13 protein-coding genes and 1 rRNA gene are annotated in these 13,589 nt (G+C 49.4%); 12 read left to right on the top strand and 2 right to left on the bottom strand.

The features are described from left to right. Positions 1 to 78: 78 nt before the first annotated feature. Positions 79 to 195 (top strand): 5S ribosomal RNA (rrf, locus tag BBEV_RS16500). 170 nt (positions 196 to 365) lie between these two features. On the opposite strand, the gene BBEV_RS16495 is transcribed toward rrf, so the two are convergent. Both BBEV_RS16495 and BBEV_RS17685 read right to left on the bottom strand, forming a co-directional pair. Next, positions 366 to 809 carry a flavodoxin gene (locus tag BBEV_RS16495; RefSeq protein ID WP_069366463.1) on the bottom strand — a complete coding sequence of 148 codons (444 nt, stop codon included), beginning with the start codon at positions 807 to 809 and terminating at the stop codon, positions 366 to 368. A 133-nt stretch (positions 810 to 942) separates the two neighbouring features. Beyond that, entirely contained in the window at positions 943 to 1,113 is a 171-nt protein-coding gene (locus BBEV_RS17685) for a hypothetical protein (protein ID WP_198155031.1), read from the bottom strand. A gap of 155 nt (positions 1,114 to 1,268) precedes the next feature. On the opposite strand from BBEV_RS17685, the gene BBEV_RS16490 reads away from it, so the two are divergent. From BBEV_RS16490 to gltX, 11 genes are all read left to right on the top strand, one after another. Further along, on the top strand, positions 1,269 to 1,979 hold the full coding sequence (locus BBEV_RS16490) for an MgtC/SapB family protein (protein ID WP_069366462.1): 711 nt from the start codon (positions 1,269 to 1,271) through the stop codon (positions 1,977 to 1,979). A 100-nt stretch (positions 1,980 to 2,079) separates the two neighbouring features. Then, complete coding sequence (locus BBEV_RS16485) at positions 2,080 to 2,556, top strand: CtsR family transcriptional regulator (RefSeq protein WP_069366461.1); 477 nt, start codon at positions 2,080 to 2,082, stop codon at positions 2,554 to 2,556. A gap of 18 nt (positions 2,557 to 2,574) precedes the next feature. Beyond that, positions 2,575 to 3,129 carry a protein-arginine kinase activator protein McsA gene (locus BBEV_RS16480; RefSeq protein WP_069366460.1) on the top strand — a complete coding sequence of 185 codons (555 nt, stop codon included), beginning with the start codon at positions 2,575 to 2,577 and terminating at the stop codon, positions 3,127 to 3,129. A 1-nt stretch (position 3,130) separates the two neighbouring features. Beyond that, positions 3,131 to 4,228: a protein-arginine kinase McsB gene (locus BBEV_RS16475; RefSeq protein WP_069366459.1), complete on the top strand. Its 1,098-nt coding sequence runs from the start codon at positions 3,131 to 3,133 to the stop codon at positions 4,226 to 4,228. Continuing rightward, positions 4,225 to 6,672 (top strand): ATP-dependent protease ATP-binding subunit ClpC, encoded by a 2,448-nt coding sequence (gene clpC / locus BBEV_RS16470; RefSeq protein WP_069366458.1) that lies wholly within the window; start codon positions 4,225 to 4,227, stop codon positions 6,670 to 6,672. The genes BBEV_RS16475 and clpC overlap by 4 nt, the downstream gene beginning before the upstream one ends. A gap of 87 nt (positions 6,673 to 6,759) precedes the next feature. Continuing rightward, positions 6,760 to 8,172, top strand: coding sequence for a DNA repair protein RadA (gene radA, locus BBEV_RS16465; RefSeq protein ID WP_069366457.1), 1,413 nt, complete (start codon positions 6,760 to 6,762; stop codon positions 8,170 to 8,172). Beyond that, the gene (gene disA, locus BBEV_RS16460; RefSeq protein ID WP_069366456.1) at positions 8,147 to 9,229 is read left to right on the top strand and encodes a DNA integrity scanning diadenylate cyclase DisA; all 1,083 of its coding nucleotides are present in this window, start codon (positions 8,147 to 8,149) and stop codon (positions 9,227 to 9,229) included. Before radA ends, disA begins: the two co-directional genes overlap by 26 nt. Before the next feature lie 165 nt (positions 9,230 to 9,394). After that, complete coding sequence (locus BBEV_RS16455) at positions 9,395 to 10,492, top strand: PIN/TRAM domain-containing protein (RefSeq protein ID WP_069366455.1); 1,098 nt, start codon at positions 9,395 to 9,397, stop codon at positions 10,490 to 10,492. A gap of 34 nt (positions 10,493 to 10,526) precedes the next feature. Next, positions 10,527 to 11,219, top strand: coding sequence for a 2-C-methyl-D-erythritol 4-phosphate cytidylyltransferase (ispD, locus tag BBEV_RS16450; protein ID WP_069366454.1), 693 nt, complete (start codon positions 10,527 to 10,529; stop codon positions 11,217 to 11,219). Further along, a complete protein-coding gene (ispF, locus tag BBEV_RS16445; RefSeq protein ID WP_069366804.1) occupies positions 11,219 to 11,698 on the top strand; it encodes a 2-C-methyl-D-erythritol 2,4-cyclodiphosphate synthase in 480 nt (159 codons plus the stop codon). The genes ispD and ispF overlap by 1 nt, the downstream gene beginning before the upstream one ends. 44 nt (positions 11,699 to 11,742) lie before the next feature. Next, positions 11,743 to 13,197 carry a glutamate--tRNA ligase gene (gene gltX / locus BBEV_RS16440; protein ID WP_069366453.1) on the top strand — a complete coding sequence of 485 codons (1,455 nt, stop codon included), beginning with the start codon at positions 11,743 to 11,745 and terminating at the stop codon, positions 13,195 to 13,197. Positions 13,198 to 13,589: the final 392 nt, after the last annotated feature.

The raw sequence follows: 13,589 nt of genomic DNA, 5'->3' as shown, positions 1-13,589 counted from the left end.
GTACGAAGGAAAGACACGGATTCATGATCCCCGTCATACGCGTTATTCAGTTTTGAGTGGTTACACTCAGTTTCATAGTCTGGTGGCGACAGCGAAGAGGTCACACCCGTTCCCATGCCGAACACGGAAGTTAAGCTCTTCAGCGCCGATGATAGTTGGGGGCTGTCCCCCTGTGAAAGTAGGACGTCGCCAGGCCAACAAAGAACCATTTTCCTTAACCGGAGAATGGTTTTTTTGTGTTTTCTCTCAGGTATAAAGGACAAGAAAGCACAAATAACCCTCACCTTATGTTCTTAGGTGAGGGTTATTTGTGAACCGTGTTTTGCACCTGTTTCTGTCAATCGTCTGAATCAAACTCAAACGCGCTACGAGATCTTGTCCCCGAACGCTGCTCCATGGTTCACGGTATCCGTGATTTCCTGTCCTTCAGGACTTTCCTCTATTTTCAAAGGAGCGATAACCACTGTACCGCCTTGTTCATTGATCATTTCTTCAAACCGGTCCACAGCCCCGCAAAAATCAGCATAAGCCGTATCGCCGGTTCCAAACAGTAAAAATTGTTTCCCACTGAGATCGGTTTCCTCCATATCCTCATAAAAATCCAAGGCATCGTCAGGGACATCACCATCACCCCATGTATAAACGCCGATAGCGATATTTTCGTAGCTTAATATATCATCAGAATCCGCATCCAAGACATCGGTTTTTTTCACAGAAACTCCTTTTTTGAGTAAGCCTTCTTCAATGAAATCTGCAGCGAATTCGGTGTTTCCACTCATTGTGGCGTATACAAGCGCAACCTCTTTCATTGTTGATCCCCCTCTCTATATGATAGTGATAATCATTATCACTGCTTACTTCACTATAAATATAACAGACATTTTTGTCAATTAAGTCGAAAAAGAGCCGCCCAGTAAAATGAATGGCGGCTCCGGTTTACGATTATACGAGTATATACCAAAATGCCGTCAGTAAAACCGCTTGAAAAAAACCGAGCAAGAGATCTTTCTTCCAGGCACGTTTCGTCACAAAAGATACCGCACGCAGTAAAGAAAATAAAATCAGCCAGAAAATCATGAGAACGAACAGAAATGAAAGCAAATCAGTCAGCACCTTTCTTTTTAATATCAAGAGTCCATAAACGCGATCTATACCCTACAGTATAGCAGGTACATGGCAAAAGATACTCTTTCAGATAAAAGAACTTTTTGCAGATCTGCAGTTAAAAAGCGTACAATAAAAGAAGAGAAGAAAAAGAGGTGAAGTTGATGGACTGGACATTGATTTTTTCCGAGGATATTGAAATCATGATCATCCGTCTGGTAATGGCGGCACTGCTGGGTGGGCTGGTAGGCCTTGAACGGGAATATAACCACCACCCTGCCGGCTTTCGCACACACTTGCTCGTCAGTGTGGGGTCATGTCTGATGATGCTTCTGGCATTTTACGGTTTTCAGGATTACATTGCAGCCAATGAAGGGAACGTCAATTTCGACCCCTCTCGTCTTGCGGCCTATGTCGTTTCAGGAATCGGATTTCTCGGAGCCGGTACGATTCTTGTTCAAGGTTCATCTGTAAAAGGATTGACGACTGCAGCTTCAATTTGGGTAGTAGCCGGCATCGGTCTGACCGTTGGTGCGGGTCTTTATGGTCCTGCATTAATCGCGACGTCCATAGTCATCGTCAGTTTGTTTATTCTTGCAAAAGTAAATTTCAGAATCTCCGGTGATGAACAACAAGAGCGGGTGATGATTGTTGCGGATCCGTCAGGGAATAGCCTTAGAGAGATCATTGAGGTGTTTGATGAAAAACATGTCGCCGTCAAACAGTTTACATCGGAAAAACAAAGAGCGTATCAGGAAAAAATGATGATTGAATACCAGCTGATTGTGGAATACAAACAATTGAGTGACCTACATGAAGCGATGGAGAAAATACAACAGAGTGATTTGATTCACACGGTGACGGTGAAATTCTGAAGCAGACGCAAAATACTTGTTTATCAGAAAATTTTGCGCTATCATTGAATTAGTCAAATATAGTCAAAGTCAAGTTGCGTCGCGGGAGGAGGGAACGTTATTGCGGAACATTTCCGATGTCATTGAGGGTTACTTAAAGAAAGTCATTGAAAAGAACGGCCAGGAACTGATTGAAGTAAAGCGAAGTGAACTTGCAGAACAGTTCGACTGTGTCCCCTCACAGATCAATTACGTGATTAGAACCCGCTTCACTGTGGAAAAGGGATATATGGTTGAAAGTAAACGCGGTGGCGGTGGCTATATCCGGATTATTCGGGTAAGAGCCGATAGTCATCTGCAGTTATATGATCAATTGATTGAGCTGACTGGAAGTGACATTCCGCAAACTGCAGCCATGCATCTCATCAGCCGCCTCGTTGAGGAAGAGGCGATTACGAAGCGGGAAGCCAATCTCATGGAGAGCGTCATGGACCGTGAAGTGCTGTCAGTCCGACTCCCTTACCGTGATCAAATCAGAGCCCAACTGTTAATAGCGATGCTGAAAACGCTGAAATACAAAGAATTAAACGACTCATGATCAGAAAGGAGACAGGTCATGCTCTGCCAGGAATGTGAACACCATCCTGCTACGTTACATTTCACTAAAATAATCAATGGCGAAAAAACGGAAATGCATTTGTGTGAAACCTGTGCCAAAGACAAAGGCGATTTTATGCCGGGCTCAAACAGTTTTTCCATCCATCAGCTGCTCAGTGGTCTGATGGACCAGGAAGGTGCATTTACCCCTGCATCCGAGAATGCCTCAGCCGAACAGATACAGAAGCCGGAATTAGAGTGCTCCACTTGCGGCATGACGTACAGGCAATTTGCAAAAGGCGGACGCTTCGGTTGTGCGGACTGCTATGATACATTCAACGACAAACTCGATCCGGTGCTTGCCAGAATCCATGCCGGGAATCAGACTCACCATGGGAAGATTCCGAAACGGCAAGGGAAGGACCTGCATGTCTACAAAGAAATCGAGGAGCTTCGTGATTCGATGCAGCACTTGATCGACGACGAAGACTTTGAAGAAGCTGCGCGGGTCCGCGACAGGATCCGTGCACTGCAGGAAACGATCGATCACCGTCCTGAAAAGGAGGAAGAGTAATATGTCACTTCAATCCTTTATTCAGGAAGCCGTCAGTCCATGGATGAAAAACGAAGGGCCGGAATCCGATATTGTGATCAGTTCACGGGTTCGGCTTGCAAGAAATGAACGGGGAATCCCGTTCCCCATGAAGGCAGACGAAGAAGCATTGAATACGGTCATCCATCACGCAGAGATGCACTTTGCCAAAAGAAGTCACCGCCGTTTTGGTCAGCTTGAGCTGTTGAAAATGGCAGACAGCGGATCAAATGACAGGCGGATGCTTGTGGAAAAGCACCTGATCAGTCCGCATCTCGCGAGTGAGGAAGAACACAGTGCAGTGCTTCTCAGTGAAGATGAATCACTCAGTGTCATGATCAACGAAGAGGACCATTACCGGATCCAGTGCTTGATGTCAGGATTTCAACTGGATGAATGCCTAAAATATGCCGACGCCATGGATGACTGGATGGAAGACAAAGTTGATTTTGCTTTCCACGAAGGGCGAGGCTATCTGACCAGCTGTCCCACCAACGTAGGCACCGGACTTCGATCCTCGGTGATGATGCATTTACCTGCACTGGTGCTGACGAAACAGCTGAACCGGATCATTCCTGCGATCAATCAGCTGGGGCTGGTGGTCAGAGGGATATACGGTGAAGGCAGTGAAGCCCTTGGTAATCTGTTTCAGGTATCCAATCAGACGACCCTGGGGAAATCCGAACAGGAGATTGTCGATGACCTCAAAGATGTCGTCAAACAGCTGATTCAACACGAACGTGCCGCCAGAAAGACGCTTCACGAGCAGTCCAATCTCTATTTAGAGGACCGGATATACCGATCACTTGGAACACTTGCCTACAGCAGGCGGATGGAAACCGGTGAAGCGATGCAGCGACTCTCAGACGTGCGTCTTGGCATTGATTTAGGTATGATTAGTCATATACAAGGTAATATTCTGAACGAACTGATGGTGTTGACCCAGCCGGGATTCCTGCAGCACTATGCAGAACAGGAGCTGAATACGGAAGAACGGAACACCAAACGGGCTTCGTTTATCCGGGAGCGGCTTCAGCTGGAAAAAAGCAATAATCAAACTAATGGAGGTGGCCAATCATGATGTTTGGCAGATTTACAGAACGCGCACAGAAAGTACTTTCACTGGCACAGGAAGAAGCAAGCCGGTTAGGTCATAACAATATCGGAACGGAACATATTCTTCTCGGCTTAATCCGTGAAGGCGAAGGCATCGCGGCGAAAGCGCTCAAAGGTCTCGGCCTTGGCACGGACAAAATCCAGAAGGAAGTAGAAAAACTCATCGGCGTCGGTGAATCACCTGCAGGACAGGTGCATTATACACCCCGTGCGAAAAAAGTGATCGAACTTTCCATGGATGAAGCCCGTAAGCTTGGTCATTCCTATGTGGGAACAGAACACATCCTCCTCGGACTGATCCGTGAAGGCGAAGGGGTTGCAGCCAGAGTCCTGAATAACCTGGGTGTCAGTCTCAACAAAGCCCGCCAGCAGGTGCTTCAGCTTCTGGGTAATTCCGATAATGGAAACGGTCAAAATGGCAATATGGCAGGTCAAGGCGGACAGGCAGGGGCTTCTACGCCAACACTTGACAGCCTGGCCCGTGATTTGACGGCCATTGCCAAAGAAGGCCAGGTTGACCCGGTGATTGGCCGTTCCAAAGAAATAGAACGGGTGATCCAGATCCTCAGCCGCCGTACAAAAAATAATCCTGTTCTGATCGGTGAGCCAGGTGTCGGGAAGACCGCGATCTCCGAAGGACTCGCCCAGCAGATCGTGGATAACGTCGTACCGGAGATTCTCCGGAATAAGCGTGTCATGACCCTCGATATGGGAACCGTCGTTGCCGGAACGAAATATCGCGGGGAATTTGAAGATCGCCTGAAGAAAGTGATGGATGAAATCCGCAATGCCGGAAACGTCATCTTGTTCATAGATGAACTTCATACCCTCATTGGCGCAGGCGGAGCAGAAGGTGCCATTGACGCATCGAATATCCTGAAACCTTCCCTTGCCAGAGGTGAACTGCAGTGCATCGGTGCAACGACGATGGACGAGTACCGCAAGTACATTGAAAAGGATGCAGCGCTTGAACGCCGCTTCCAGCCGATTCAGGTGGACGAGCCGACAGTGGAAGAGTCCATACAGATACTTGCCGGCCTTCGTGACCGCTACGAAGCCCATCACCGGGTCACGATTACGGACGAAGCGATCAAAGCAGCAGCAGAGCTTTCGGACCGCTACATTTCCGACCGGTTCCTGCCGGACAAGGCCATTGACCTCATCGATGAGGCAGGATCCAAGGTGAGGCTGAGCACGTATACGGCTCCGCCGAACCTGAAAGAGAAAGAGCAGGAGCTTGATGAACTCCGGAAAGAAAAGGACGCTTCTGTGCAGAGTCAGGAATTTGAGAAAGCGGCGTCGCTCAGAGATGATGAGCAAAAACTCAAAGAAGAACTCGATCAAATGAAAGATGAGTGGAAGCAAAAGCAAGGCCAGGAAGATTCGGAAGTCACGATGGAAGATATCGCGCAGGTCGTATCAACTTGGACAGGTGTCCCGGTCAGTAAACTCGCTGAAGAAGAAACCGACCGCCTCCTGAAGATGGAGGAAATCCTTCACAACCGTGTGATCGGTCAGGACGAAGCCGTGACGGCAGTATCCAAAGCCGTCCGCCGTGCCCGTGCCGGATTGAAAGATCCGAAGCGGCCGATCGGTTCCTTTATCTTTCTTGGCCCAACGGGCGTCGGAAAAACAGAACTCGCAAGAGCAGTTGCAGAAGCGCTCTTTGGGGATGAAGATGCGATCATACGCATTGACATGTCCGAATATATGGAAAAACACAACACCAGCCGGCTGGTCGGCTCACCTCCGGGGTATGTCGGTCATGACGAAGGCGGACAGTTGACGGAAAAAGTCCGTCGGAAGCCGTATTCAGTCATCCTGCTCGACGAAATTGAGAAAGCACACCCGGAAGTGTTCAATATTCTCCTGCAAGTCCTTGAGGACGGGTTCCTTACGGATTCCAAAGGACGCCGGGTAGATTTCCGGAACACGGCAATCATCATGACGTCAAACGTCGGTGCCCAGGCGTTGAAACAGGAGAAGAGCCTTGGTTTCACGGCGAATCTCGAGGAAGCACGCTATAAAGATATGAAATCCAAGGTGCTCGAAGAATTGAAGAAGAGTTTCCGTCCGGAGTTCTTGAACCGGATCGACGAAACGATCGTTTTCCATTCCCTCGAAAAGTCGCACATTGCGAAAATTGTCTCACTCATGGCAGGACAGCTTCAAAAGCGGCTTAAAGAGCAGGAAATTGAATTCGAACTGTCTGAAACAGCGATGGAGAAAATTGCCGATGAAGGATTTGATCCTGAATACGGGGCACGCCCGCTTCGTCGTGCGCTGCAAAAACAGGTGGAAGACCGCCTTTCGGAAGAGCTCCTCAAAGGAACGATTTCGAAAGGGCAGTCCGTGTTACTGGATGTGGACGATGGCGAATATGTCGTCCGTCAAAAAGAGCGCACATAAGGCAATTGTCAGTGGAGAGCGGCCTGATGGCCCTCTCCATTTTGAACTGATATCAGAAATCTTAGTGAATCGCAGCTGGAGGGACATATGGCCAAGAAAAAAACGAAGTTTACCTGTCAGGAATGTGGATATGAATCAGCAAAATGGATGGGAAAGTGTCCTGGATGTCAGGAATTCAACACAATGGTGGAGGAAGTGGAAAAAGACGCGTCATCAGCCCATGAAAAACGCAGCTTTGTTCCCGCCGGTGGCGGCGTCCGGCAGAAACCGCAGTCGATTATGGACATCCAGCAAAACGAAGAAAACCGGGTATCGACCTACATCAATGAACTGAACCGGGTTCTCGGCGGCGGCATTGTCCCGGGATCCATTGTTTTAGTGGGGGGGGATCCGGGTATTGGAAAATCAACACTGTTGTTACAAGTATCGGCAACCTTATCTGAAAATCGAAAAACGGTCCTCTATATCTCCGGGGAAGAATCACTGAAGCAGACGAAACTGAGAGCCAATCGCCTCGATGTTGGCAATGATCATTTGTTTGTCCATGCGGAAACCGATGTGGAGCATATCGAACAGGCCATTGAACACGTGCAGCCGGATCTTGTGATCATTGATTCCATCCAGACGGTTTACCTGGATCACATCACCAGCGCGCCGGGCAGCGTATCACAGGTCCGGGAATGTACATCGGTCTTTATGCGCATTGCGAAAACAAAGGGGATTGCGATTTTTCTCGTCGGTCACGTGACCAAGCAGGGCTCGATTGCCGGTCCCCGTATTCTTGAACATATGGTTGACTGTGTTCTTTACTTTGAAGGAGAACGACACCATGCCTACCGGATTCTCCGGGCCGTTAAGAACCGTTTCGGTTCAACAAACGAGATCGGGATCTTCGAGATGAAAGAGACGGGTCTAGTTGAAGTACTCAACCCGTCAGAGATCTTTCTTGAAGAACGCTCATCCGGCGCTTCCGGTTCAGCAGTGGTGGCGTCGATGGAAGGTACCCGCCCGGTCCTGGTTGAGATCCAGTCACTGATTGCGCCAACGAGCTTCGGAAACCCGCGGAGAATGGCAACAGGCGTCGATCATAACCGGATTTCCCTGATCATGGCTGTGCTCGAGAAACGGGCGGGCATACTCCTTCAAAATCATGATGCGTATGTTAAAGTGGCAGGGGGCGTCCGGCTCGATGAGCCCTCCATTGACCTTTCCATTGCGATTTCCATCGTATCCAGCTTTCGGGATACGGCGACGAAACCGGGAGATGTCATCATCGGTGAAGTGGGCCTGACCGGGGAGATTCGCCGCGTGTCCCGCATTGAACAAAGGGTACAGGAAGCAGCTAAGCTCGGTTTTGAACGGGCGATTATACCAGGCAAAAATATCGGCGGCTGGACGTTTCCTGACGGCATCGAGGTCAAAGGTGTCCAGAACATTTCAGAAGCGATAGATGAATCATTAGGAGGACGAGCCAGTGGAGCACCTAAATTTGAGCTCTGATGAATCACTCACCAGGCGGATATTAACCTTTGTGGCGCCAGGTACGCCGCTTCGGGAAGGGGTCGAAAATGTTCTCCGGGCGAAGACCGGTGGCCTGATCGTCGTCGGTTTTAACGAAGAGATGCAGAAGATCGTCAACGGTGGCTTCTATATCAATACCCCTTTCTCACCGGCATACCTGTATGAATTGGCAAAAATGGACGGCGCCATCATCCTGAATGAAGATGCCACGCGGATTCTTTATGCCAATACGCAACTGGTCCCTGAAAATCTGATTGAATCCACGGAAACCGGTATCCGGCACCGTACCGCGCAGCGGGTAGCGAAACAGGCCGGCAGTCTGGTGATTTCCATTTCCCAGCGCCGAAATGTCATCACTTTATATCAGGGTCAGTATCGCTATTCGCTGAAAGACATCGGTGTAATCCTCACAAAGGCGAATCAGGCCATTCAGACTTTGGAAAAATACAAAGCGGTCCTCGATCAGAGCATCACGAACCTCGGGGCTCTTGAATTCGAAGAGCTGGTGACGTTTCAAGATGTTTCCCAGGTCATGCACCGGGTGGAGATGGTACTGAGAATTAAAAATGAGCTGATGAACTATGTGATTGAACTCGGCGACGAAGGGCGCCTGATTTCCATGCAACTTGAAGAACTGGTCCTGAACATTGAACAGGATGCCCTGGATCTCATTCGCGATTATCAGAAGAACAGCGATACCGATCCGCAAGAGGTGCTGCATAAACTGAAGCGTCTTTCCAGTGACGAACTCCTTGATGACCAGATTATCGTTCGCCTCTTTGGCTACGGCCGGATCGTGAACCTCTCCGACTTTCCTGTGTCGCCACGCGGTTACCGGATCCTGCGGAAAATCCCGCGGATTCCACCACGAGTGGTTCACAACATGGTTGCATCTTTCGGAGGGCTTTCGGAAATGATCCGGGCCAGCATCTCCGAACTTGACGATGTGGAAGGGATCGGTGAAGCACGGGCCAATAAGATTCAGGACGGACTGAGCCGGATTCAGGAACAGCTGATCATTGATCGGCACATTTAACACCGGATTCTGTTTTTTCCGGTTGATCCGGCAAATTGACACATGAAATTCATGGGCGTAAAGTGAAAGAAACCGGCACATCTATAAAATTCTGTGTGAAATGCTCACAAGGGAACTTCAGCGACACATGTAACGTATATACTGAGAAGAAGGAGGTGACAAAAGATGATGAAAAAAATCGTACAGCTGGTACTGGCATTTACCGGCGGGATTATCGGCTATCTTTTTATTGCGGATATGACCCATCAGGCAACGGAATTTATCGGACTGAATGACCTTCCAGGCTGGCTGGTGAATGGATATACAGGCGCAGTAGCAGGTGCAATTATATTTTATTTCTTATTTTTATGGTCTGTCGATCCAATCGTCCGGTTCATTCAGCTGCTTGAAGATCGACTCATGAATTTTCCGATTGCCGATCTCATTTTCGGTACAGTGGGCCTTGGTGTGGGTCTTCTGCTGGCGTTTTTGATTACAGTAGCTGTGAATAATATTGAAATTGCAATCATCAGTGCCATCGTGCCGATCATACTGACACTGCTCCTCGGGTATCTCGGTTTCCAGGTCGGCTATAAGAAAAAAGATGAAATCGTCGGGCTCTTTCGCCCATCCTCAGAAGAAAAAAATGCAGCGGCCATCACGGACGGCTATTCACTGAAACCGAAGCTGCTCGATACGAGCGTCATTATTGACGGACGCATTGCAGACATCTGTCAAACCGGCTTTCTCGAGGGCAAGCTGGTGATACCGGGGTTTGTTTTGGAAGAATTGCAGCATATCGCAGATTCATCGGACACGTTAAAACGAAACCGCGGGCGCCGGGGTTTGGATATCCTCAAGCGGATCCAGCAGGATATTCCAGTGGAAGTCGAGATCTATGAAGGAGATTTCGAGGAAATCCAGGAGGTGGATTCCAAACTGGTGAAATTGGCGAAAGTCATGGATGGCCTCGTGGTGACCAATGATTTCAATCTGAATAAAGTCTGTGATCTGCAGGGCGTCGAGGTACTCAACATCAACGACCTGGCCAACGCCGTCAAACCGGTGGTCCTTCCGGGCGAAGAAATGACCATCCAGATCATAAAAGACGGCAAGGAACAAAATCAGGGGATCGGCTATCTTGAGGACGGCACGATGATCGTCGTGGAAGGCGGTCGCAATGCGATCGGCAAATCCATCGATGTCATCGTCACGAGCGTCCTGCAGACATCCGCAGGGCGGATGATCTTCGCGAAACCGAAATCCATGGAAAAAGCGCAATAGTACCCTTCAAACCACTCAAAGAGGACAGGATCATATGACCAGTTACAAAGCAGTCATCCCTGCAGCAGGACAAGGTTCCCGCATGAAAGCAGGGAAAAATAAGCAGTTCATTATGATTGAACAGGAGCCCCTCCTGGTGCATACCTTACGTGTGTATCAGGAGGATTCGTCCTGCTCCGGTATTGTCATTTCCGTCAATCCCGATGAAATGGACACGGTGCGCTCACTGATTCAAAATGCAGGCATTACAAAAGTGGAACACGTGACTGCCGGAGGCAAAGAGCGGCAGGACAGTGTCTACCTAGGCCTGAAATGCCTCTCCGGTAATCCGGTGGTCCTGATTCATGACGGGGCAAGGCCCTTTATCGAAAGAGACTGTATTCACAGCATCGTCCGGGCTGTAGAACCGGGCATTGGTGTTGTGGCAGGTGTCCCTGTGAAAGATACGATTAAGCGGACCAAAGACGGAAAAGTCACGGAAACACTAACGCGCGACGAACTCTGGTCCATTCAGACGCCCCAGGGATTCCTGCTCCAGGACATCCTGAAGGCCCATTTCATGGCAGAGCGTGACGGATTTCCGGCAACGGATGATGCCAGTGTTTTTGAATATACGGGGTACCCCGTGAAAGTCGTGACGGGAAGTTACACCAATATCAAAGTGACAACACCCGAGGACCTGATTTTAGCAGAAGCGATTCTAAGGGCCCGGCGAAAAGGAGAATGATGATGAGAATCGGACAAGGTTTTGATGTACACCAATTGAAAAAAGACCGGCCACTGATCATCGGCGGGATCATGATCCCTCACGACAAAGGTCTCGATGGGCATTCGGATGCGGACGTTCTGTTACATACGATTTCCGACGCCTGCCTCGGCGCCATCGGAGAAGGGGATATCGGCAAACATTTCCCCGATACGGATCCGGCGTTCAAGGATGCAGACTCGGCCAGACTGATGACACAGGTGTGGTCGCTGGTGAAAGAGAAAGGCTATACCCTCGGGAACCTGGACTGTACGATCATGGCCCAACAACCGAAGATGGCCCCGCACATTCAATCGATGCGAGAGCGGATCGCAACGCTTCTGGAAGCGGACATCTCGCAGGTGAATGTAAAGGCAACCACCACGGAAAAACTCGGATTTACCGGAAGAGAAGAAGGCATAGCCGCTCAGGCTGTGGTATTATTAGTGGAGAATTCTTAGATTCCATCGAGGCTAGAAAACGGACATAAGGAAGGTGTTTTACTGTGAGTAACGAAGTACGGGTGCGTTTTGCACCAAGTCCCACCGGACACCTCCATATCGGAGGCGCGCGATCGGCATTGTTCAATTATTTATTTGCCAGAAACCAGGGCGGAAAGTTTATCGTTCGGATTGAAGACACAGACCAGGTCAGGAATGTGGATACCGCAACGGAGAAATTAATGGAAAGCATGAAATGGCTCGGTCTCGATTGGGACGAGTCTGTCGACGTTGGCGGCCCCCATGCCCCGTATAAAAGCATGGATCGTCTCGACATTTACAATCAGTACGTCGACCAGTTGCTCAAAGAAGGAAAAGCCTACCACTGTTACATGACGGAAGAAGAGCTCGAAGCAGAGCGCGAAGAGCAGCGCAGACGTGGAGAAACACCGATGTACAGTGGACGGGACCGGAACCTGACCGAAGAACAGAAGAAAGCGTATGAAGCGGAAGGGAAGAAACCAGTCGTCCGGTTCATGGTCCCAAAAGGCCAGGAAATCGTTGTGGACGACGCGGTCCGCGGGAAGGTGACCTTTGATTCTGACGGTTTGGGTGACTTTGTCATCGTGAGGCAAGACGGGATCCCGACGTATAACTTCGCTGTGACCATCGACGACCATACGATGGAAATCACTCACGTCATCCGCGGGGAAGAGCATCTTTCAAATGCCCCAAGGCAAGTGCTCATCTATGAAGGACTGGGATTTGAACCACCGAAGTTCGCTCACGCTTCGTTGATTTTGAACGAAGATCGTCAGAAGATGAGTAAGCGGGACGAATCGATCATTCAGTTCGTGGAACAGTACCGCGATCTTGGCTATATGCCGGAAGCGATCCTCAACTTCATTGCACTCCTCGGCTGGAGCCCGGGCGGCGAAGAGGAACTGCTTACGAAGCATCAGCTGATCGACGCGTTCAGCCTTGACCGCGTCATCAAAGCGCCTGCGGTGTTCGATACGAAGAAGCTCTCCTGGATGAACAACCAGTACATGAAGGAAGCAGATGATGACCGTGTGGTCTGGCTCTCGTTGCCTCATTTGCAAAAGGCTGGACGCCTTCCGGAATTCCTGAGTGAAGAACTGAAGCAGTGGGCGTATGATCTCATTGTTCTGCATAAGGAGAAGCTCGACTGCGGTGCAGATATTGTGCCGTTGACGGAGTTGTTCTTCGAGAACACGGTCGATTATGATGAAGACGCCAAAGCGATTCTCGCTGAAGAACAGGTGCCGGAAGTCATGAACGCATTTCTTGAGAACCTCCATGCATTGGAACAATTCGAAGCGGCTGAAATCAAGCAGGCGATGAAAGACGTACAAAAAAGCACCGGACATAAAGGCAAAAAGCTTTTCATGCCGATCCGCGTGGCTGTTTCCGGACAACAGCACGGTCCGGATCTGCCGCAGATGATCGCCCTTCTCGGAAGAAGAGTTGTCACAGAACGGTTAAAAGCGTTAGTATAGTATAGACACGGAGTCATCAATATCTTTCATGCCAAGATGGGGACGAGTACGCATACAAAAACAGGCCCAGAGAGGGTGCCGCTGCTGGAAAGCACCTCCTGTTTTACTGCCGAATGCACCCCGGAGCATCTGTAAGAAAGCAGCTTTGCTGTCTTTCACACGCAGCGGCCGGAAACCGTTACACTTCCTTTGATCAAAAGTGAAGGCAATCCTCAGAGTCAGGAACGCCTTAAACAGAGTGGAACCGCGCGCAAGCGTCTCTGTGCCTCCAAACAGGCATGGAGACGCTTTTTTGTACTTCATAGGAATGTTTAAGTTCGTTTAAGGAATGAAGTTTACGTGAACATCACCAATCAGAAACAGCATGAATTTGCATACAAAGGAGGGGAACG

The organism is Salisediminibacterium beveridgei, assembly GCF_001721685.1.
GTDB lineage: Bacteria > Bacillota > Bacilli > Bacillales > Salisediminibacteriaceae > Salisediminibacterium > Salisediminibacterium beveridgei.
Note: the sequence above shows the minus strand (reverse complement) of the source record. Positions and strands in the feature narration are given on the sequence as shown.